Below are 21949 nucleotides of genomic sequence, written 5' to 3' on the forward strand. Positions count from 1 at the left end.
ACGTTGCGAAATCGATCTGCTCGCGCACCCATGCTTTCTGAGCTGCCTACGCGGCAGCGAACGTCGTGCTCATCGTTCGTACCCGATTCAAAGATTTCTGAGCTGCCTACGCGGCAGCGAACCTGCCGGCGCGCCATGGCTGATGGCATGACCTTTTCTGAGCAGCCTACGCGGCAGCGAACCAACGTCCTCAAGTTCGAGGTCGCTGGAGTTCTTTCTGAGCTGCCTACGCGGCAGCGAACAGACGGTGCGCGGCGTTCGGTTCCGCGCTCAGTTTCTGAGCTGCCTACGCGGCAGCGAACAGAACCAACACTCGCGAGCCGGGCCCAGCTGGTTTCTGAGCTGCCTACGCGGCAGCGAACATGGGGCGGGGCTTGGCCAGGCCCACGGACATTTTCTGAGCTGCCTACGCGGCAGCGAACGGTCAGGGCGTCGGCCGAGGTCACGGTGGTGTTTTCTGAGCTGCCTACGCGGCAGCGAACGACCGAGGTATGAGCGCAGGGCTTACGACACATTTCTGAGCTGCCTACGCGGCAGCGAACGGCTTCGAGCGGCACGCCCCACATGATTCCCGTTTCTGAGCTGCCTACGCGGCAGCGAACTGCTCTGGGCTTGGAATGGCCAGAAGCTTTAATTTCTGAGCTGCCTACGCGGCAGCGAACGACGGCGCTCACAGGCTGGCCGCGCATATCCTTTTCTGAGCTGCCTACGCGGCAGCGAACGCGCCCATGCTCAAAGTCAAACTGCCCGATGTTTTCTGAGCTGCCTACGCGGCAGCGAACCTGGGTGGCTCATTGCCCCTGCGCCCCGTACTTTTCTGAGCTGCCTACGCGGCAGCGAACCCGACGCCAAATCTTGGATTACGTGGAATGCTTTTCTGAGCTGCCTACGCGGCAGCGAACGTTGGGTTGCGAGCGCGGCGCGGACCGCATCGTTTCTGAGCTGCCTACGCGGCAGCGAACGCGCCTGAGTTCGTGGAAGAGGCGCTGCATAATTTCTGAGCTGCCTACGCGGCAGCGAACGCGACCGCATGCGCAAGAGCATTGCCGAGCAGTTTCTGAGCTGCCTACGCGGCAGCGAACCGGAACTCGGCCAGGGCAGGGTGGCGGGCGACTTTCTGAGCTGCCTACGCGGCAGCGAACGCTCCAGTCAGCCTGGTGCAGGTCCTGGCACATTTCTGAGCTGCCTACGCGGCAGCGAACGCCTGCCATTCGGCGCGCCATGGACCCCGCATTTTCTGAGCTGCCTACGCGGCAGCGAACAAGGGCACATACAACGATGGGGATGTGCTTCTTTTCTGAGCTGCCTACGCGGCAGCGAACGAGCGCGGCACTGAAAAACTGTAACCCGGCGTTTTCTGAGCTGCCTACGCGGCAGCGAACGGCTGTGCAAGCAGTCAAAACGTCCAGAGACTTTTCTGAGCTGCCTACGCGGCAGCGAACGCGGATGTCGGCGCGGTAGTGGCGTGTCTGCGTTTCTGAGCTGCCTACGCGGCAGCGAACATGCTCGAAGCCATCAAGTCCAAGGCCTGGCATTTCTGAGCTGCCTACGCGGCAGCGAACGAAGACCTGAGCGCTGCCCATATGCGACTGCATTTTCTGAGCTGCCTACGCGGCAGCGAACACTGGGTGGCCGTCTGCAGGCTGCGTGATCATTTTCTGAGCTGCCTACGCGGCAGCGAACCGGTGCTCAGGGCGTGTTTGATCGACGGCTTTTTTCTGAGCTGCCTACGCGGCAGCGAACTGGTGGGCGAGCTGCTCGCCCTGCAGGCGCCATTTCTGAGCTGCCTACGCGGCAGCGAACACTGCTGCCCCGCTTGCAACGTGCTGCGCGAGTTTCTGAGCTGCCTACGCGGCAGCGAACTACCGCACCTTCCACGGCGCAGAGCCGCCAGCTTTCTGAGCTGCCTACGCGGCAGCGAACTTGCCGATGCGCTCGCGCTTGGCCTGGTCGCTTTTCTGAGCTGCCTACGCGGCAGCGAACGCGATGAGGCTGCCCAGGCTGGTTCCAAGGCTTTTCTGAGCTGCCTACGCGGCAGCGAACGCCGAAGCGCACACGGCCCGCATCGTGCAGGATTTCTGAGCTGCCTACGCGGCAGCGAACCACCTGCTGGCCCGCGCCGATCGCGGCGAATTTTTCTGAGCTGCCTACGCGGCAGCGAACTAGATAAAAATCCTCCCAATTCATTGATTTTTAAAGAACTTTCACCCCTAACCCGAAAACACCCCAAAATTCCGAGGCGTCGCCAATTTGTTGATTTGAAAGGCGACCCCACAGGCCGCCAGAAAAAGGGTCAGAACCAGGGAACAGCAGTTCCCAGGCTCAGCCCGTAGGTGTTGAAGCCTTCCTGGCCCGCCGTGCCCTGCACCGCTTTCTGCTCCACGAACAGGCAAAACGGCTGGCCGGTGCTGGCGCTGCGCAGTTGAACGTAGGGCAGGTCCGGGGTGCGCTCCACGCTGTCGGGGATGGCGGCCGCAGCCTGTTCAGCGGTTTCTCCCTTGCGCCGCATGCGGCGGCGGCGCAGGCGGTCGGGGCTGGTCTTGAATTGCCGGCGCTGCACCAGGCAGGGCACGGCGCCCTCTGGCACCAAAGCTGGCGGCGTGCAGTGCACGTGATCGCGCATGCCCTGCAGCCAGGGCTGTTCCATCAGGCCGCGCAGCGCGGCTTCACTGCCATGCAGGCGCAGGATGGTGCCCAGAGTGCGTGGACGCAGGCTGTAGCCAGGAAAGCTGATGCCTATGTCCGCGCTGCCCAGTTGCACGAGCGCGCGGTGCAGCTTGGCGACCAGCGCGCCCAGCAGGTGGGCGTGGCTGAATTCCGGGTCAGGCAGCAGCGTGATGTCGATGTAGTGCGAGGTCATGGCCATCAGCTCGCATCGCCGAAGACGCCGCCACGGATCAGCACGGCCATCACGAAGTGCTGCTGCTCGACGGGCGGCACCTTGTCCTTGAGCAGCCAGTCGTCCAGCAGGGTGTAGAAGTCCTGCTTTTGCTTGGGCTGGCGCCAGGCCTTGCCCTGGGTAGTGACGGAGCCGTAGGGCTCGACCGCGATGGGTCCCAGGTCCTGCGCGCCGTCGTACCAGGTGTCGATGGTGCGCAGGGCGTTGCCGATTTTCTGGGAGTGGATGGCGGCGACCTCCTGGCCTTTTTCCCCGATCTGGTAGAGCGTCTTGCTCTTTTTGGTGCTGCCCTTGTCAAGGATCAGTTCCTGCGAGGGGAAGACTTCCTGGCCCGCGCCCAGGCGCACAAAGGCGGTGATCTGCAGCAGCACATGGGCATTGCCCTCAAGCCCCTGCGCGATCACGCTGCCCAACGCAGCCACTTTCTCGTCAGGCTGCTCCAGCGTGCGCAGGTTGTGGGCCAGCGCATCGAACGACCATGCCTGCCCGGCCTTGCCATCCTTGAGCTGCACCACCTGCACCTGCACGCTTTCCGCGCCCACGCGGTTGCGCCACAGAAAGCGTCCGTTCGCCAGGTTGGCCGCATAGCGGTTGGCCAGTTCGGCAAAGCCCTGGGCCGAGGCATAGGCCTGCACCGTTTGCGCGAGCCTGGCCTGGTATTCGGCGCTGTTGCAGGCAGACGGGGTGCCTGCGCCAGACAGCACGCGCAGCGTGAACTGCACCTTGAGCGTGTCGGCATCGGCGGGCAGGGCTGCCACGTCCACGGTCTGCAGGTTGGGGTTCTCGATGGCAGCGTCGAGCTTGGCCGGGTCCTGGTCCTTGGTCTTGAGGCGGTTGGAGATGGTGCCGCGCACGGATTTCTCGCGCAGCTTGACGGAGGGCCAGGAGGCGGAGGCCGCCCGGTCATCCCAGTTGCCTGCGTGGAAGACGGCGTCGGAGGGGTCGAGCTTGCGTTCGAAGGCGAGGACGGATGCGGTCTTGAGGGTGCTGGACATGGTGTTCAATCCTTTGGCAATACGGTGTGAAAGGCGGCGGTGCAAGGACGCGGGTCAGGTGTATGCATAGCTGTCGTCGTCTTCCTGCTCCTGGGCTGCGGCGTCGTCAGGGTCGGCCACGGCTGCGGGGTCTGGGACGTAGCCGCTGCGGCAGCGGTAAAGGCCCCGCTTTTCATCGGTGTGCGCATGCCACAGCAGTTGCTCCAGATGGGTGAGGCGGTGCGGGCTGATCCATTCGCCCAGCGAGTAGACCGACTCCACGAAGCGCAGCGGCGTGGTGGCATCGCGGGCGTTGAGCACTTCGCCTGCGGCATGTGATGGCGAGAGCGCCGCATAGCCCACGGGCACAGGCACGATCCAGCCGCTGCCCGGGCCGCGCCAGGGGTCTGCCCATGGCTGCTTGCCATCGGCAGGCGGGGGCTGGCCTTCGGCCGCTGCCACGGGCTCGTGGTTGAAGCGCGATGCATGCAGCCAGGCGTCGAGCAGCGTGGTGTGCGCCGCTTTGTCGCGCAGCCTGTGCAGGCGGTCGGCCAGCAGGTCGTCACGCCCCACCAGGGCGAAGCCCGGCAGCCACTGGCGCCGCCATTCGCGGAACTGGCGGCTGCGCTCGGTGGCGTCTTCTGCCAGCACGGCCAGCCTGGGGCGCACACGCCTGCCGGGCGCGGCGCGCGATGGCAGCAGGCTGCCACCGGCCACCCGCATTTGCGACAGGATTTGCCCGGCTTCATCGGCCCATTGCTGCATCGGCTCGGCAGCGCTTTGCACCAGGGTCGGGGCCGAGTTGGAGCCAGGGACGCGTTTTTCCGAGACGGTGAAGACCAGGGAGATGTCCAGGTGGATGCGCCCTTCCTCCACGATGGCGGCGGTGCTGCCGTCCTTGTCCACCGGGTTGCGCGTGAGGTTGAAGCTGCGCACATAGCCCTGCGTCACCTGCTCCTGATGGTGGTGGCAGACCACGCCCACCGCGTGCAGGCGCAAGGGGATGCCGGCCTGCGCCAGCTTGCGCTCCAACGCCCACATCAGTCCGGTGAAGGCGGTGATGGAGGGGAAGCCGTGCGTAAGCGGGCTGGAGATGGCGTTGGCGTTTTGCACGCGCAGATGGGGAAAAACGAGAAGCGCTTGTGGAGACTGGCTCATTGCGCGTCCTCCCTGTCTTCAATCCGTTTGCGCAGTTCACGCAACTGCTGCACAAAACCATCCTCATCGGTCAGCAGCTCTTTCTTCCACACACGCGCCTCGGCGTCGCCCACGGGCAACTGGCCGAACAGCTGGCTGTTGAGCCAGTTGGCAAAGCGCTTGCCTACCTCGGCAGGCCAGTCCATCCAAAGCCATTCGCGGGCGAAATCTGCTTCATCGCGCAGTTCGGCCCGCAATGGGTCCAGCCACAATTGCTCTTCACGCACCAGCTTGCCGAAGCGTTCCGCATCGCGGCTCCAGCCAGCGGGCAGGGTCTGCTGCACTTCGCCGGCGAGCGAGACCATTTCATCGATCAGCGCATCGACGAAGGCTTCGCGGCGCTCGCGCGTTTGCAGGTTGGGCTCCGGGTCGGTCGCAAGGAAGGCACGCAGCTTGCGCACCGTGCTGCGCACCTCGGGACGGCCGATGAACAGCTTGTCGAACACGGAGCTGGCATGCACCGGCAGCCGTACATCGCTGCTGCGCCAGACCGGTGGCAGCGACGCCAGCAGGTAGTTGACCCCGCCACGCTCGCTGTTGAGCTGGGAAATATTCTGTGGCTTTGTCCCTCCCATCTTCTGGACGGCCAGCCCCGGGTAGTCATGGAAGACGCCGTCATGCGCCTTGCGCTCGCGCCGCGCCTGCCGGGCCGCCTTGTTGCTTTCCCCAAAGCGGTCTTCCTGCACCTGCGCATGCACGGCATGCGCCAGCGAGGTGGCAAACAACGGCGCCAGCAATTCATAGCCTTCATCGACACAGGCATCGCTGCCCGTCAGCCAGTACAACTGCTTGGCCCGCGTGTGCGAACTGGGTGCGCCCGCGCGCGGCTGGGTCAGGCCGACGAAGGCATCGCGCAAGCCCATGGCCTGCTGCGGGTCCTCATGCAGGGCTTGGAGCGCGCCCGGCTCTTGCACCAGCAGCGCGGCCAGCAGGCTGGTGCCGTCCACCTCGACCTTGAGGAACTTGTAGACGTCAAGCGCCGCCGCATTGCCCACCACGTCGCCGGCGAATGACTGCCCCAGCGCATGGCTTCCCAGTTCCTGCAGCGCTGGCAGGCCGGCCGGCTCCACATAGAGATTGGTGCCGCGCGCATCGGGATGTATGGGCTTGAGGGAGTGGGTGACGGCCTGGATTTGATCGACGCGCTTGGCAGCACTGGCCACCCAGGTATCACGCAGGAATGATGCGACGAGTTCGTCACGCTGAGGATCGTCAGGCTTGAGCTTTTCGAGCTTGGATTGCAATCGTTCTTGCAGGAACTGGTCGATTGCCGCACGAAAACCTGCCTTGCGCCCTGTTGCCGGGGCGTTGGACATAGGGATCACCTTTCGTGAGAAATGAAAGATAATTCCTCGGTCAACGAACTGACCGAGGAACTTGATGTTGCGACTGGAAAGTCGTCATAACGCTCTTCTGAGCGCGTGATTGCTAGCCACTGTGACCTCTCTTTCTTGGTTAGCGCCTTGAGAGCACGTTGTTGACACAGTCACCACCTGTTGTTAGCGCAGCAGGTGGTGGCATTCCATAATCCCAACCAGTCAACTCTTTACGATAAACCGCAGGTTTAAAGAACCAACTTGGCAGCTGGATCGTAGCCGCTACGTGGTATCTTCGCAACCGCTTTCGAACAGGAAGCTCAGAAAAGTCACCTCTTCAAGATGACCGCCACATTTCTGCTGAACAAGCAGCGCCTTTGCCACTGAAGTGCTTCAACAGGCTGCCAAGTGGCAGCCTTGCCAACCCAAAGATCAAGCGGCACTGCCAATCCGTGCAACACAGATAGCCGAAATCGACTCGCCTTCATGGAGTTGGAGTTTGGATGATCAAAGCAGAGATGCGCCCCATACACCCAGGTGAAGTCCTGCGCGAGGACTACCTGAAGCCCATGGACATGAGCGCCAACGCGCTGGCCAGGCACCTGCACGTTCCCGCCTCGCGCGTGAACGACATCGTGCTGGAGCGGCGCGGCATCACGGCCGACACGGCGCTGCGGCTGAGCCGCTTTTTTGGGGGCGACGCCCAGTCCTGGCTGAACCTTCAGACCGCCTACGACCTGCGCACGGCAGAGCTGAACGCGGAGTTGCAGGCGTCCGTGAGGCAAGTTCATCCGATGCAGCTGCATACCGCCTGATCCTCAGGCACGGCCCACAAAGCCCAGCACGCCATGCCAGCGCCAGCCCTGTGTCTTGTCGGGCAGGCTGGCCGTGGCGTACTTGCTTGCACAGGCATCCAGCGCCAGCCCCTTGCCCTGCGCCAGGGCAAGCAGTTCATGCATCAGGTCGGCCTGCCCCCATGCAGTGACAGACCCCTTCCGTGGGTCCAATGGCTCCCGGTGCAGCAGGCTGTCCTGCACCAGCACATGGAGCTTGTCACCCCGCCGCTGGCCATCGACCACGCGGTGCAGTTGCAGGCCCTCTTCCTCATCGTCCGGCAGAAACACCACATCCACGCGCGGCAGCGGGTCGTAGCGGAAGCGCTGGAACTGCGGCAGCAGGCCCGTGAGCCAGAAGCAGGCTGGGCTGGCCCAGTGCAGGCTGGCGGCGCGCAGCACCGGCGTGGCATCCGGGCTGTCTGCGGGGCGCGGCAGCATGGTGTCGTGCAGGCGGGCGTGTTCCAGGTCCACGAGGTTCCTGGCCGGGTGGAACTGCTCCCTGGCCACTTCGATGCGGGCTCGGGCGTCCACGGGCCAGAGGGGCTCGCCCTTGGTGTGCTTGGCCAGCAGCGATTGCAGGTCATGCGAGCGCAGGTGGAAGTACCGCGCCGTGTCCGCCTTGTCATCCACCGGCTCCATCTCGAAACCCGGCTTGCAGAATGCCGCCCGGCCTGGATGCTCGAAAGCGCGCAGGTTGCTGTCCAGCACCCGCATGTTGGCCTCCTGCACCGCACCCGACCGGTGGCGCCGCACGCGTCCGGCCAGCTGGATCAGCGAGCGCATGGACGAGGGCTCGACCACGGCCCAGTCATAGTCGTGGTCGCGGCCCACTTCGGTGACGGGGGAGCCGAGCACGATGAAGAGGTGGTTGACCTCATCGTTGGCATCAAGCAATGCGCGGATGGCCGGCCTCTGGAAGATGGGGTCTGCGCCGTCGGGGGAGCGGCGGTCCAGCGCGGTGTCCAGGTGCCGCTCGATGCTGGAACGCGCCAGCAGCGGAAACTGCGAGTGGTAGACGCACAGGTGCACCCGCACGCCCGGTGCATGAGCGCCCTGGCCATACATGGCCACGGCCACGTCGAACAGCGGTTCGATGTTGGCCATGCGGATGAGGCCGAAGCTCACGCGCTTGCCACTGGCGGGGTCAATGCCATGGTTGCCCGGCTGCTGGTGCAACTGCCATGCATGCTCCAGCGCGATGCGCGCAAAATCCCGGCGCCGCGCGGCCGGGTCCAGCCCCTGCCAGCCGGCAGGCAGGGGAGCGATGGCAGCCAAGCGCCGCACCTCGGCCCGGGCGAGCTGGGCCACGCGCTTTTGCACAAAGCTTCCGTGGCCTGTGCGAAACCCTGCGCCATCGGCGCAGTCCAGTGCCTGCTGGTGGAATTCGTCCACCCACAGGCAGCAGATGGCCACGGGCTCGCCGGGCCGCTCGCCGCGATGGCGCTGGAAGATCTCGCGCCCGGCGCGGTAGGCCAGGTACAGCCCCTCCACCAGCGCTGGCGGCAAGGTGGCCGAGGACAGCAGCACGCGCGAGCCGAGAAGGCCCGCCCAGTGCACGAGCCGCGTGAGCGCGGGCAGGTCGGCCATGTCGAAATCATCGGGCTCGTCCAGTACCAGGTCGCCCGTCATGAGGCGCAGCATGGGCGCGATCTGGCGGCCGCCGCGCAGGCTTTCGGTGGCGGGCGTGAGGTGGTCCACGGTGCAGGCCAGCACGGGCGCGGCGATCAGCGAGCGCACCTGCGCATCGTCGGTCAGGCGCTGCAGCAGCGGGTGCTGGTCATTGCCGTCGAACAGGACTTGCCCGCCTTCGTCGAGCAGCGCCTGGCGCGAGGCCGAACCCGTGGCCTCGGCCTGCGCTTCCCAGTACTCGAACAGCGCGCGGCTGGCCGCGCCGCCGACCTTGATGGCGAGCTGGTCGTCGCCCAGTCCCAGGTCGTTCTGGAACACCCGCCCCGTCTGCAGCGTGAGCGTGCGCAGGCCAATGGCGAAGGCACAGCGCATGCCCACGCCCGGGTCGGCCAGCGCGTTCATGATGCGGGCATTGCCCAGCGTCTTGCCGCAGCCGGTGGAAGCCATGTTGACGATGAAGCCGCCCTGGCTGGCGGCCCGGTGGCGCACGCTGGCAGCCAGGTCGGCAGCCTTGTCCTGCCACTGGAAGCGCGCGTTGCTGCTGCGCTTTTTGAGGCCGCGATGGCTGCGCAGTGCCGGCAGGCTGCGCGCCAGCGTGGGCAGCGAGCGCGCCACCAGCGTGGCATGGGCCTGCACGCCAAGCAGGTGCTCGTCCAGCGTCTGGTTGAAAGCGGACGCGGCGCCTGGAGCTGCACTCTTGCACCGGGTGTTGGCGTACAGCGGATAGCCCGCGTTGCGGAAAGGCTGGCGGCGCGCCTCGTCCTCGATGCTGGAGTAGTGGTGGTCGGCCAGCATCAGGCACAGGCGCGAGAGGTGCAGCGTGAACGGATCGCCCAGGCTTGCAGCGTCAAGCGACCGGCCCGCCAACTCCTGCAGCTTGAGCGCATAGCGCGCCGCCTGCTTGCGCCAGGCGGCCGTGGCCACCGGAAGGCCCTGCGGGAAGTCCCAATGGGAGCGCACTTTCGCCGGCTCGGCTTTCTCGCGCGGCTCGTTCCAGTCGGCGCTGATGCACTGCAGCAGCTGCTCGATCTCATTGCTGTTGACGAAGCGCGGGCGCGCGCCGAAGCGGCACCATTGGCGGCGGTCGGGCTCCAGATCGTCGTCGGACTCCTGCCGGCCTGCAGCGACCGGCATGCAGGGCAGCCGATGGTGTGTCAGAACCAGCCAGGCCACGGCGGTGGCCAGCGGCGGCAGCGCCTTGAACGGCAGATGCTGGCTGGCCTGCGGCTCGTCCAGGCCATCGCGCAGAAGGCGGCCGCTGCGGTGATCCAGCCATTGCGCCTCAAAGGCCCGGGCATCGGCGGCCTCATCCACACAGGCTGCCAGCCTTTGCAGCCATGCCGCGTCGCCGTCGCCGCCCACGAAAGCCTGGAACAGCCGCACCGACACCCATTCATGGCGGTAGTGGTTGCGCTCGCGCAGGCCAGGATTCTTCAGCCGGTCCTGGAATGCCTGGGTGGCCTTGCCCAGGTCATGCACCAGGGCCGCCAAAGCGGCCAGCGCCGTGATCAGTGGCAGGTGGTGCCAGTGGCTTTCATCTTCGGCGCGCAGCACGTTGCTGGCCGAGGTGTTGGTGGGCACGGCGCCTTCGGCGTTGAACTGGCGCCCGTCGCCCACGACCCACAGCAGTTCGCTGTGGTCGCGTCCGCGTATCCAGTGGCAGGCCACGGCGGTGTTCTTGCGCGCGCTCTGGCGCAGCAGCTTGCGCACGGTATCGAGCCCGGCCGCCGTGATGGGTGTCTGCCAGGTGCGGTCGCCGCGCCGCTCGGCAAACTGGTCGAGGATGCGGCGCGTTTCGGTGAGGGCGCGCTTGCTGCACTGGGAGACGAAGAGCACGTTCATGTGCCGCCCTCCTGCACAGCGCCGGGCGTTGTGGGCGTGGTGGGCGCGCCGGCCATGCGCGCCGTGTCGACGGCAATGCGCTTGAGCGTGTCGATGATGAAGTCCAGCGATTCGCTGCGCGTAAGGGCCTCTATGCATTGGCGGCGAAATTGCGGCTCGTCGTCGCCGCGCATGGCCGACAGGAAGGCCTGGGGCAGGATGGCGGCATCCTTGACCAGGTCGGCCGCATCGAACACCAGGCCGCCGCGCCGCGTCTTGCCATGCAGAACGGCCAGACCGTGGGGCAGGCCCAGCACCCAGGTGGCCGTGGCGCCCAGTCCGTAGGCCAGGTAGTTGCCATGGTCCAGATAGCGGTTGGCTGCATCGGTGCCGGTGCCGCGCTTGGCGCGCGTGAATTCGCCATATCCCACGGCGTCCACGGCGAGCTTGAACAAGGCCTTGGTCAGCCGTGCCTCATCGGTCAGCAGTGTCATGACATCGGGCGCATTGGCCATCAGCGCCGCAAATTGCTGCACCAGCGCCTTCAGGCGCTCCATGTCCACGGCAAAGCCGGATTCACGCAAGGCACGTGCACCCCATTCCTGCTGCAGCCGCTGCAATCGCAAAGCCTGCAATTGTTTGGCGGCATGCAGGCGCAGTTCATCGTCAAACCAGAATTGGACCCAGGCCTGCAGGTATTCAGTGGGGCGGTACTCGCTTTGCGGAGTGAGCCAGGCGACTTCCACATCGACTTCATTGGCGCTGAACAAGGGAGTTCCACCGCCGCCGCAAAAGCCCACCAGCACCCCAGCCTTGGCCAGCTCCCGCATGGCCGCCTGCGTGATGGAGGTGCCGGTGCCCAGCAGGATGCTGGTGGTGTTGGCAATGGGAATATTCCAATACAGGCTGCGCTTGCCGGCATCGGTCACATATTCCACCCGCCCGCCATTGACCAGGACACGGCAGTGCTCAAGGTAATAGATGTTGGCGCGTTTGGAATGGAGAATGGTCTTGAGATCCTGGCCCTTGATATCCTGCATTGCAGCCTCCCGCAGGCAGTTGTATCAAATTGCCAATCCCCTTCAATGGCCTGCCCCAGGAATAAAAAGGCGCCTTGCTTCCACAAGGCGCCTTTCTTTACATCCCAGTGAATGATCACTGCATCTGCTTCAGATTCCCAATCCGCACCAGCATTTCCGTGAACATCTGCATGTCGGCGCGCAGGTCGGGCAGTTCCTTGTATTCGAGCGCGTTGTGCGCCGTGTACTTCTTGCCGGGCATGGCGGGGCCGAAGTTGATGGCGTTGGGCATGAGCTTGGCCGTGGTGCTGCCGGCCGTGGGCACGGGCTTGGCGTCCAGGCCCGTGGTGTCGCCGAAGATGTTGAGCAGGGTGGACAGCCAGGCGCCCTTGGGATCGCGCGCCATCCAGTTGCCCTGGGTGTACTGCAGGGTGAGGGGAACCTTGGCGGCCTCGCTCCAGCGGGTGATGCGCTGCTCGACTTCGGTGCGCAGCTGCTCGGGCGTCTTGCCGCGCGGCATGCGCACGTTGGTGGTGACTTCGAGCTTGCCGTCTGCCGCCTTGATGAGGTTGGGCGACAGGGTCAGCGGGCCCATGAAGTCGTCGGCATAGGCAACGCCCAGCTGCTTGCCGAAGTAGTCGAGGCCGAAGGCGCCGTTGATGTAGCGCAGGGCGTTGCTGTAGGCATTGGGCTGGACCAGGGCCACGCCATCGGTGGGCATGAGCACCTGCTGCAGGAACAGCGTCAGGCGCGGCACGGGGTTGACGCCTTCCTCGGGGCGGGAGCCGTGGGCCGAGGTGCCCGTGACCTTGACGGTGGCCGTCGCGCCGCTGTGCTGTATGTCGATGGTGAACGGCCCGCCCTGCCCGGCATAACTGGTGGTGAAGTCACCCTTGGCCGCCTGCAGGCGCGCGGCGATGGCGGCAATGGCGGCTTCGTCGCTGGCCGTGATGGTGGCGGTGGCGGTCTGGGCAATGGCGTTGGCCGAGGCGGCGCCGGCCATGGCGGTGATGGCCGGGCGGGCGGGGTCGGTCTTCACGTCGTCGAACACGGCCTTGAGCGCGCCCGAGCCTTTTTCCGCGACGACGGCCGGGTACTTGCTGTCCAGCACGATGTTGTAGGCAGGCAGCGTGGTCTTGCCCTGGTAGTACTTCATGGCGTCGCCGCCGGTTTCCTCGGTGGTCTCGATCATGAGGCGTATGCCGCGCGACAGGGGCAGGCCGCTGTCCTTGACGGCCTTCATGGCGAACAGCACGGTGGCGATGGAGCCCTTGTCGTCGATGGTGCCGCGCCCGTAGATCCGATCAGGCATGGGTGGGACAAGCACCGGGGGATGGCTCATCAGGGTGATCCCGCTGTTGCCGGGCACAAAGGTAACCTCGAATGGGTTGATTTGCTTGCCGTCCAGCACCCATTCGGCGGCCACGGCAGGTACGACGTCGGCATGGGTGAGGATGCCGAATTCATCGGTGCCCGCGTTCGCTGCGTTCGCAGGCAGGGTGACCTCGAAGATGCGGTTGTCCACGTTGCGGTACTGCAGGCCGAAGTCCTTGGCCATCTGCTGCACCAGTTCGCCGAAAGCCAGGATGGCCGGGCTTTCGTGCGGCGGCACCTTGGGGTCGCGCACCGTGGGCAGGGCGACCATGCGCTCGATGCTGGCCAGCACGGCCCGCTCCTGCGTGAGACGCGTGTACAGGCCCAGCAGGCGGGCGATGTGGTTGAGTTCATCCCCCGTGAGCGCGGCGCCTGCGGCATGGCGCTGCACGGCCTGGGCGATGGCAGGCTGCGCGGCCGCGGCCTGCTTCAGGAAGCTGGCGAAGTCGGTAGGTGCCGGCTGCGCCTGGGCCAGCGCGTCCAGCGCGGGCTTCTTGAGGGTGTCGGCGCCGGCCGCGCCGCTCCACGCCAGGGCCATGCTCATGGCAAGGGCCAGGGTGGAGGCTTTGAACGGATGGTTCTTCATGGTCGTCGGTCTGTCGATGAATGCTGAGGCCGCAAGAATACGGGCTTTGCAGGCATGTTCCGACCAGGCCGCGCTCGCAGATCGCGCCAGAATCCGCCCCAGAACAGCAGGTCTGCGGCGCGCTATGCCGCGGAGGCCGGAGCTATCGACAGCGGAATGGTCACGGGCCCGTCGTTGAGCAGGTGCACCTGCATGTCGGCCCCGAAGCGGCCCGTGGCGACTTCCGGGTGCAGGGCGCGCGCCCGCTGCACGATGTAGTCGTACAGGCGCTCTCCCTCGGCCGGTGGCGCGGCGCGCGTGAAGCTGGGGCGGTTGCCGCCGCCGGTGTCGGCCGCCAGCGTGAACTGACTGACGATGAGCAGGCCGCCGCAGGCGCCCTGCCCGTCCAGGTCCTGCACGCTGCGGTTCATCTTGCCCGCGTCGTCGGCAAAGATGCGCAGCTTGAGCATCTTGGCCAGCAGCTTGTCGGCTTCGGCCTCGGTGTCGCCGCGCTCTGCGCAGACCAGGGCCAGCAGGCCAGGGCCTATGCTGCCGGCGACCTGGCCATCGATTTCCACGCGGGCCTGTTGCACGCGCTGCAGGATGCTGATCATGGTTCGGGGTTCGGGTTCTTGTCGGTGGATGGGGAAGGAGTGTCTGTCTGGCCTGCCGCCTCGATGGCGGCTTCCATGGCGGTCTGCATGCCCAGCGGCAGCAGCTCTATGCGCGCGTACAGGCCGGGCACGGCCTGCAGCAGTTCGGCCTCTATCTCGGTGCGCAGCCGCGCGGCGCGGGCCACGCTCCAGTCGCCGGGCACGTGCATGTGCAGGTCGGCAAAGCTGCGCTCGCCGGCGCGCCGGCTGGAGATGTTGTCAAAGACCACGCCATGCGCGCGGCGCGCATGGCGGTCCAGAACGGCGTCGATGCTCAGGCGCTCGGGCGCGTCCAGGGCCTGGTCCATCAGGCCCTGGGAAGACTGCCAGACCAGTTGCGCGCCCTGCACGCAGATGTTGATCGCAACCCCGATGGCCACGGCCGCGTCCAGCCACAGCCAGCCTGTGAGCGCTGCGCCCATCAGGCCGATGACCACGCCGGCCGAGGTCCAGACATCGGTGAGCAGATGACGGGCATCGCCCTCCAGCGCCATGGAGCGGTGCTGGCGCGCCGAGCGCAGCATGGCCACGGCCAGCAGGCCGTTGAGGGCAGAGCTGGCCACGGACAGCGCCAGGCCCCAGCCCAGCTGCTCCAGCGGCTGCGGGTTCCACAGCCGCGCCAGCGCCGCCCAGCCAATGGCCAGGCTGGCTCCGATGACCAGGATGCCCTCGAAGCCCGCAGAGAAGTACTCGGCCTTGTGGTGCCCATAGGGATGGTCGGTGTCCGCCGGCCGCTTGGCGATGGTGACCATGGTCAGCGCGAACACGGCGCCGGCCAGGTTGACGAAGGATTCGAGCGCATCCGACAGCAGGCCCACCGATCCCGTCAGCCACCAGGCCAGGGTCTTGAGCACGATGGTCAGCAGGGCCACAGCCACCGAGATGCGCAGCAGGCTGTGCGGCGCCATCCAGCCGGCCGCGGAAGCGGGGGCGGGAGCGTTGGCAGTAGAGGGAGTGGGTTCGGCCATGCTGCGCTGCGGTACGTGGGGGGTGCTCCGGATTAGACCACCGCGTGCCCACCGCGTGCGCGAGCCGCATGACAGAATCCGCGCCATGAATGGATGGCAGCGATCAGCGGGGTGGGTGCTGGCCTGGGCCCTGGCCGCAGGCTGCGGCGCGGCGTGGCTGGCGCACAAGCGCCTGCAGTCGCTGCGCGAGGTCTTCGACACCGATGCCCGCATTGCCCACCGGCTGCTGAGCCAGCGCATGGTGCAGCACGACGCCATTCTGGGCACGCTGGCCCTGCTGCAGCCGCGCCAACCCGCATCCGGCCAGGCGCCATGGAGGCAGCTGCAGCGCCTGTATCCCCAGGTGCTGGATGTGGCGCGCCGCGCGGCCACCGCAGGCGAGTCCTGGCCCGAGACCTGGCCGCCCGGCATGGCCGAGGCCGAGCGCCGCTCCCAGGCCAGCGGCCAGGCCGAACTGGCCCTGGCCGACCTGGTCCGGGGCCGCCTGTACCTGGTGCAGGCCGGGCTGCCGGCCAGCTACGCGCTGCTGCTGGACCTGCGCGCCACGATTCCCGCCGACGAGTGGCCGCTGCCGCCCGCCACCAGCCCGGTGCGCGCATGGCTGGCCCTGGGCGGGCAGGAATTCGTGATCCAGCCGGGCCGAGCCGCCGCGCACGGCTGGAACACATGGTCGTGGGAGGTGAGCAAGACCCTGGCCTCGCCCAGCCAGCCGCTGGTGCTGCACCTGCGCCAGCCGCTGGACGCCACGGTGCTGCCCTGGACGGCCATGCTGGGCTGGGCCCTGGGCTGTGCGCTGGCCGTGGCCGCGCTGCGCGCCCTGCTGCGCCAGCGCGTGGCCCGCCGCCGCGCCGAGCAATTGCTGCAGCTGGGCCAGGTGGCACGGCTCAATACGCTGGGCGAGCTGGCCGCAGGCATGGCGCATGAGCTGAACCAGCCGCTGACGGCCGTGCTGTCCAACAGCCAGGCCGCGCGCCGCCTGCTGGCCGAGGACCCGCCCGAGCTGGACGCCGCACGCCAGGCCATGGGGCAGGCTGCCGAGCAGGCCAAGCGCGCATCGGCCGTGGTGGGCAGGCTGCGCCGCCTGGTGGAGCAACCGGGGCTTGCGCCCCAGGCCGAGCCGCTGGATCTGAACCAGGCCGTTGCCGAGGCGCTTTATCTGCTGGAGCCCGAGCTGCGGCGCCGCCAGGTTCAGGTCATGGTGCAGGCCGCCGATCTGCCCGCCGCCCAGGCCGACCCCGTGGCGGTGCAGCAGATACTGCACAACCTGCTGGTCAATGCACTGCAGGCCATGGACGAGCAGCCGCCCGCAGCCCGCCATCTGCGGGTGGAGCTGGCACGCCGCGACAGCCGCCTGATGGTGGCCGTGCACGACAGCGGCCCCGGCGTGGCGCCCGAGATGCGCCAGCGCCTGTTCACCCCGTTTGCCACGGGCCGCGCCCAGGGCCTGGGACTGGGCCTGACGCTCAGCCAGAGCCTGGCCGAATCCATGGGCGGCAGCCTGGAGCTGGCCGCATCCGCCGCCACCCCGCCGCAAGGCGGGGCGCGCTTCGAGCTGCTGCTGCCTGCGGCCCATGGCCCGGCACCTGCCGCACCCAACGCCCCTCAGGAACCACCGACCCCATGACTGCCGCGCCCGCCCAAGACCTGTCCCCGCTGATCCATCTGGTCGATGACGACGAGGCCGTGCGCGACAGCCTGGCCCTGCTGATCGGCACCGTGGGCCTGCGCGTGCAGTGCTGGGCCGATCCGCTGGCCTTTCTCGACGGGCTGGACCGCCAGGGCATAGGCGCCATCGTGCTGGACGTGCGCATGCCCGGCATCGGCGGGCTGGCCCTGCTGGGCCGGCTGATGGAGCAGGGTGTGGACCAGCCCGTGATCATGCTCACCGGCCATGGCACGGTGGACATGTGCCGGCGCGCCTTCAAGGCCGGCGCGGCCGAGTTCCTGGAGAAGCCCGTGGACGACGAAGTGCTGATCGATGCGCTGCAAAGCGCCGTGCGCCAGCATGTGCAGTCGCGCGAACGCCAGCAGGCCGACCGCGATGCCCAGCAGCGCTTTGCGCAGCTTTCCGCGCGCGAACGCGAGGTGCTGGGGCTGATCGTGCAGGGGCTGACCAACAAGGAGATAGGCCGCAGCCTGGAGCTGTCGCCCCGCACGGTGGAGACGCACCGCGCCAACCTGTTCGCCAAGCTGGATGCGCCCAGCCTGGCGCAGCTCATACGCCGCTACGCCAGCCTGGCCGATCCGGCGGCAGGCGCCTGAAGCTCCATCGCCGCGCCCAGCGCGCCTGGCTTCTCCGTATTTCTACGCAGCGGCGCGCGTAACCGTCCGAATGGTGCGCGGCGACGGCATTTTCTACAGTGCATGCATGCCGTCCGGGCTTGTGTCCCGGGCCGTCCTGACCCCCAAGGAGAAGACCATGCAACGCCACGCCACCAAGCTCGCCACCCTGACCCTGGGCCTGATCGCCACCGCCGCCCAGGCCGATGCCGTGCGCACGGAAAAGAACATGTCGCTGGAGCTGGCCAACCAGATCGCCGCACGCAGCGTGGCCGCCTGCGCCGCCGACGGCCATGCCGTCACCGCCACCGTGGTGGACCGCGCCGGCACCGTGCGCGCCGTGCAGCGTGCCGACAACGCGGGCCCCCACACGCTGGAGGCCAGCCGCCTGAAAGCCTACACGGCCGCATCGGCCAAGAACAGCACGCTGGCCATCATGGAGGGCGCGCAGAAGAACCCCGGCGCCGCCAACCTGGTGAATATTCCCGGCTACCTGCTGCTGGGCGGTGGCCTGCCGGTGAAGGTGGGCAACGAGGTGATCGGCGCCGTGGGCATCGGCGGCGCGCCTGGCGGCCACCTGGACGACAAATGCGCCCAGGCCGCGCTGGGCCAGGTGCAGGAACTGCTCAAGTAAGGCGCCCGCAAGGGCTACCACACTGCGCCGCACCGCGCCCGGCCGCGCCTGCCCTTGATGCGGCGCTGCAAAAAAAAGACAGGCCGCCACGGCGGCCGCTGATGCCCGACAGCCGCACGCGCCCCCACGCGTCAGCGGCCGCTCACCCTCGCACAAGAGCGCTATCAAAATCTCTGCGATTCCGCTATAAATCCCCAGCGAGGGGGACGCATGCCAGAGAACATCGATGCGCAAGACACGGGGCCCGATGATGCGCTGTTGCGGCTGATAGCAGACACGGCTCCGGCCATGCTGGCCTATTTCGATGCGCGCACGCTGCGCTGCCGCTTCGCCAACATCAACTACGCACGCAATTTCGGCTTGACGCCCGCCGAGGCCGTGGGCAAGACCGTGCGCGAGATCGTGGGCGAGGCCGTGTGGCAGCTCATCGCGCCGCAGGTGGAGCGCGGCCTGCGCGGCGAGCATGTGCGCTACGAGCGCGAGGTGCCCCAGCCGGACGGCCCGCCTCGCCATATCGAGTCGCTGCTGATGCCGCACTTCGAGCAGGGCCGGCTGCAGGGCGCCGTGGTGCAGATCACCGACGTGAGCCACCACCACCATGTGGCGCAGAAGGTGCGTGACAGCGAAGAGCGCATGCGCAAGTTCACCGAGGTCACGACCGAGGCCATCGTCATGCACCGCGACGGCCTCATCATCGACGGCAACGAGGCCCTGTCCCGCCTGGCCGGCTACACGCTGGACGAGCTGATCGGCCGCCCCATCCTCGACTACATCTGCCCGGAATTCCGCCTCTACGCGCTGCAGTACATGCGCAGCGGCCGCGAGGACCGTTTCGATGGCGCCCTCCAGCACAAGGACGGCCACCGCATTCCCGTGGAGATCGAGGCCAAGACCATGCCGGCCGGGGGCAGGCCCTACCGCATCGTGCTGGTGCGCGACATCACGCTGCGCCAGCTGGCCCAGGAGCGCATGGACTTCCTGGCCCAGCACGACCAGCTGACCCAGCTGCCCAACCGGGTGCGCCTGATCCAGATGCTGCGCCAGGCGCTGTCGCTGGCCTCGGTCAAGCAGCGCACGCTGGCCGTGCTCCTCATCGACCTGGACCATTTCAAGACCATCAACGACTCGCTGGGCCACCAGGCCGGCGACCTGCTGCTGTGCGAGGTCGCCCAGCGCCTGCGCGGCAGCGTGCGCGCCCATGATCTGGTGGCGCGCGTGGGCGGCGACGAATTCGTGGTCGTGCTCACCGATGATCCCGATCCGCAGGAGACCGAGACCCAGGCCAGGCACCTGCAACGCATCATCGAGGCACCCTGCACCATCGACGGCACGCCGCTGGTGGTCTCGCCATGCATGGGCATCGCCATGTACCCGGGCGACGGAAAAAGCGCCGAGGAACTGCTCAACCGCGCCGAAAGCGCCACGCATACGGCCAAGGACAGCGGCCGGCGCAACCTGCAGTTCTACGCACCCGCCCACGGCGGCCAGGCCACCCAGATGCTGATGCAGGAGCAGCAACTGCGCGGCGCGCTGGAGCGCGGAGAGTTCGAGCTGCACTACCAGCCCCAGACCTTCACGGCCGATGGCCGGCTGGCGGGCTTCGAGGCCCTGGTGCGCTGGCGCCACCCGCAGCGCGGCCTGGTGCTGCCCGGCGAGTTCATCGGCTTTGCCGAGGCGCGCGGCCTGATCTCGGCCATAGACCACTGGGTGCTGCGCGAGGCCTGCCGCCAGGCTCGCCAGTGGCAGGACGAGGGGCTGCGGCCCGTACCCCTGTCCGTGAATGTCTCCGCGCTGGAATTTCGCCAGCGCAACATGGCGCGCGAGGTGGCCCTGGTGCTGGAGGAAACCGGCCTGGAAGCGCGCTGGCTGCACATCGAGCTGACAGAGTCCACGCTGATGCACACCAGCGGCCAGGTGCAGGACACCTTGCAGGCGCTGCAGGCCCTGGGCGTGGGCCTGGCCATCGACGACTTCGGCACCGGCTATTCCTCGCTGGCCTATCTGCGCCGCCACCCCATCAACCAGCTCAAGATAGACCGGTCCTTCATCGCCGACGTGCCCGATAGCGAGGACGACACGGCCATCGTCACCGCCATCGTGCAGATGGGCCACAGCCTGCATCTGGACATCGTCGCTGAAGGCGTGGAAACACCTGCCCAATTGGAGCTTTTGCGCGACCTGGGCTGCGGCATGATGCAGGGGTACCTTGTGGCGCCGCCCATGCCGGCCGACAGAGCGCGCGCCTGGCAGTTGCACAACAGTCATCCAGTCCAACGACAATAGCCCATGGTTTCGCTTCACAACCCCTCGCAGGCCTCACGGGCCGCAGCCACCTTGCACACCGACCCCCAGCGGGCCCTGGAGCATGTACAGCAGATCTACCGCGAGCAGATAGAGCACCTGCGCACGAACATGCAGCGCTTCGTCTCCGGTGAAACCCCGGCCGCCCCCGTCCACGCCTACTACCCCTTCGTGCGCATGCATACGGCCACCGTGTCACGCGCGGACACGCAGCTGGCCTACGGCTTCGTCGAGGGGCCGGGCACGCACGAGGCCACGCTCACGCGGCCCGACCTGTTCTCGCGCTACTACGCCGAGCAGTTCCGCCTGCTGATCAAGAGCCACGGCGTGCCGCTGGAAGTGGGCCTGAGCGACAAGCCCATCCCCATCCACTTCTCGTTTGCCGAGAACGACCACATCGAAGGCACGCTGTCGCGCGAGCGCCGGCAGCTGATGCGCGATGTGTTCGACCTGCCCGACCTCGAGGCCATGGACGACGGCATCGCCAACGGCACCTGGCGCCCCCAGCCGGGCGAGGCCCTGCCGCTGTCGCTGTTCACGGCCCCGCGCGTGGACTATTCGCTGCACCGGCTGCGCCACTACACGGGCACCCAGCCCGAGTGGTTCCAGAACTTCGTGCTGTTCACCAACTACCAGTTCTACATCGACGAGTTCATCCGCCTGGGCCACGCCGAGATGGCCCGGGAAGACAGCGAGTACGTGGCCTTCATCGAGCCCGGCAACGTGGTCACGCGCCGCACCGGCCTGCCGGCCCAGCCCAATGACGAGCTGGGCACGCCGCCGCCGCGCCTGCCGCAGATGCCGGCATACCACCTGGTGCGCGCCGACCACAGCGGCATCACCATGGTCAACATCGGCGTGGGGCCGGCCAATGCCAAGACCATCACCGACCACATTGCCGTGCTGCGCCCGCACGCCTGGATGATGCTGGGCCACTGCGCGGGCCTGCGCAACAGCCAGCAGCTGGGCGACTACGTGCTGGCCCACGCCTATGTGCGCGAGGACCATGTGCTGGACGAGGAGCTGCCGCTGTGGGTGCCCATTCCCGCGCTGGCCGAGATCCAGCTGGCCCTGCAGCAGGCCGTGGCCGACGTCACGCAGATGGACGGGCCCGACCTCAAGCGCATCATGCGCACCGGCACCGTGGCCAGCACCGACAACCGCAACTGGGAGCTGCTGCCCAACAACCTGCCCCAGCTGCGCTTCAGCCAGAGCCGCGCCGTGGCGCTGGACATGGAAAGCGCCACCATTGCGGCCAACGGCTTCCGCTTCCGCGTGCCCTATGGAACGCTGCTGTGCGTGTCCGACAAGCCGCTGCACGGCGAGATCAAGCTGCCCGGCATGGCCAACCACTTCTACCGCGAGCGCGTGGACCAGCATCTGCGCATCGGCATGCGCGCCATCGACATCCTGCGCGAGGGCGGCACCCAGCGCCTGCACAGCCGCAAGCTGCGCAGCTTCGCGGAGGTGGCGTTCCAGTAGC

The 21949-nt window shown here is 67.1% G+C and carries 15 protein-coding genes and 1 CRISPR repeat array (1 of these 16 cut by a window edge); of the genes, 6 read left to right on the forward strand and 9 right to left on the reverse strand.

Translation table 11 applies throughout. The features are described from left to right. Positions 1-2163: a CRISPR direct-repeat array (repeat unit 28 nt; unit sequence TTTCTGAGCTGCCTACGCGGCAGCGAAC) (it extends 1408 nt beyond the left edge of the window). A gap of 130 nt (positions 2164-2293) precedes the next feature. The 4 genes from cas6f to csy1 are packed head-to-tail and all read right to left on the reverse strand — an operon-like array spanning position 2294 to position 6386. Next, entirely contained in the window at positions 2294-2860 is a 567-nt protein-coding gene (cas6f, locus tag AC5I49_RS18895; RefSeq protein ID WP_043789355.1) for a type I-F CRISPR-associated endoribonuclease Cas6/Csy4, read from the reverse strand. Between the two features lie 5 nt (positions 2861-2865). Continuing rightward, positions 2866-3894, reverse strand: coding sequence for a type I-F CRISPR-associated protein Csy3 (gene csy3 / locus AC5I49_RS18900; RefSeq protein ID WP_034366809.1), 1029 nt, complete (start codon positions 3892-3894; stop codon positions 2866-2868). Between the two features lie 54 nt (positions 3895-3948). Further along, complete coding sequence (csy2, locus tag AC5I49_RS18905; RefSeq protein WP_495789727.1) at positions 3949-5031, reverse strand: type I-F CRISPR-associated protein Csy2; 1083 nt, start codon at positions 5029-5031, stop codon at positions 3949-3951. Continuing rightward, entirely contained in the window at positions 5028-6386 is a 1359-nt protein-coding gene (csy1, locus tag AC5I49_RS18910; protein WP_495789728.1) for a type I-F CRISPR-associated protein Csy1, read from the reverse strand. The genes csy2 and csy1 overlap by 4 nt, the downstream gene beginning before the upstream one ends. A gap of 503 nt (positions 6387-6889) precedes the next feature. Between csy1 and AC5I49_RS18915 the strand changes: the two genes are divergently transcribed. Further along, positions 6890-7201: a HigA family addiction module antitoxin gene (locus AC5I49_RS18915; RefSeq protein ID WP_016451884.1), complete on the forward strand. Its 312-nt coding sequence runs from the start codon at positions 6890-6892 to the stop codon at positions 7199-7201. 3 nt (positions 7202-7204) lie between these two features. Here the strand turns inward: AC5I49_RS18915 and cas3f are convergent, their stop codons facing one another. The 5 genes from cas3f to AC5I49_RS18940 form a co-directional block, all read right to left on the reverse strand. Next, on the reverse strand, positions 7205-10693 hold the full coding sequence (gene cas3f, locus AC5I49_RS18920; protein ID WP_495789729.1) for a type I-F CRISPR-associated helicase Cas3f: 3489 nt from the start codon (positions 10691-10693) through the stop codon (positions 7205-7207). Beyond that, entirely contained in the window at positions 10690-11712 is a 1023-nt protein-coding gene (cas1f, locus tag AC5I49_RS18925) for a type I-F CRISPR-associated endonuclease Cas1f (protein ID WP_016451886.1), read from the reverse strand. The genes cas3f and cas1f overlap by 4 nt, the downstream gene beginning before the upstream one ends. A 115-nt stretch (positions 11713-11827) precedes the next feature. After that, positions 11828-13651 carry a dipeptidase gene (locus tag AC5I49_RS18930; RefSeq protein ID WP_016446539.1) on the reverse strand — a complete coding sequence of 608 codons (1824 nt, stop codon included), beginning with the start codon at positions 13649-13651 and terminating at the stop codon, positions 11828-11830. 122 nt (positions 13652-13773) lie between these two features. Continuing rightward, on the reverse strand, positions 13774-14244 hold the full coding sequence (dtd, locus tag AC5I49_RS18935; RefSeq protein WP_279493463.1) for a D-aminoacyl-tRNA deacylase: 471 nt from the start codon (positions 14242-14244) through the stop codon (positions 13774-13776). Next, entirely contained in the window at positions 14241-15251 is a 1011-nt protein-coding gene (locus tag AC5I49_RS18940; protein ID WP_495789730.1) for a cation diffusion facilitator family transporter, read from the reverse strand. Before AC5I49_RS18940 ends, dtd begins: the two co-directional genes overlap by 4 nt. 85 nt (positions 15252-15336) lie before the next feature. Here AC5I49_RS18940 and AC5I49_RS18945 point away from each other — a divergent pair, with 85 nt between their 5' ends. The 5 genes from AC5I49_RS18945 to AC5I49_RS18965 all read left to right on the forward strand — a co-directional run bounded on the left by AC5I49_RS18945 (position 15337) and on the right by AC5I49_RS18965 (position 21948). Continuing rightward, positions 15337-16875, forward strand: coding sequence for a sensor histidine kinase (locus AC5I49_RS18945; RefSeq protein ID WP_495789731.1), 1539 nt, complete (start codon positions 15337-15339; stop codon positions 16873-16875). Further along, positions 16872-17513 carry a response regulator transcription factor gene (locus tag AC5I49_RS18950; RefSeq protein ID WP_016446543.1) on the forward strand — a complete coding sequence of 214 codons (642 nt, stop codon included), beginning with the start codon at positions 16872-16874 and terminating at the stop codon, positions 17511-17513. Before AC5I49_RS18945 ends, AC5I49_RS18950 begins: the two co-directional genes overlap by 4 nt. 157 nt (positions 17514-17670) lie before the next feature. Beyond that, positions 17671-18165: a GlcG/HbpS family heme-binding protein gene (locus tag AC5I49_RS18955; RefSeq protein WP_016451891.1), complete on the forward strand. Its 495-nt coding sequence runs from the start codon at positions 17671-17673 to the stop codon at positions 18163-18165. Between the two features lie 210 nt (positions 18166-18375). Beyond that, the gene (locus AC5I49_RS18960) at positions 18376-20448 is read left to right on the forward strand and encodes a putative bifunctional diguanylate cyclase/phosphodiesterase (protein WP_016446545.1); all 2073 of its coding nucleotides are present in this window, start codon (positions 18376-18378) and stop codon (positions 20446-20448) included. 3 nt (positions 20449-20451) lie between these two features. Continuing rightward, positions 20452-21948, forward strand: a complete 1497-nt coding sequence (locus AC5I49_RS18965; RefSeq protein WP_016446546.1) for an AMP nucleosidase — start codon at positions 20452-20454, stop codon at positions 21946-21948. Position 21949: the final 1 nt, after the last annotated feature.

Source organism: Delftia sp., from assembly GCF_059499305.1.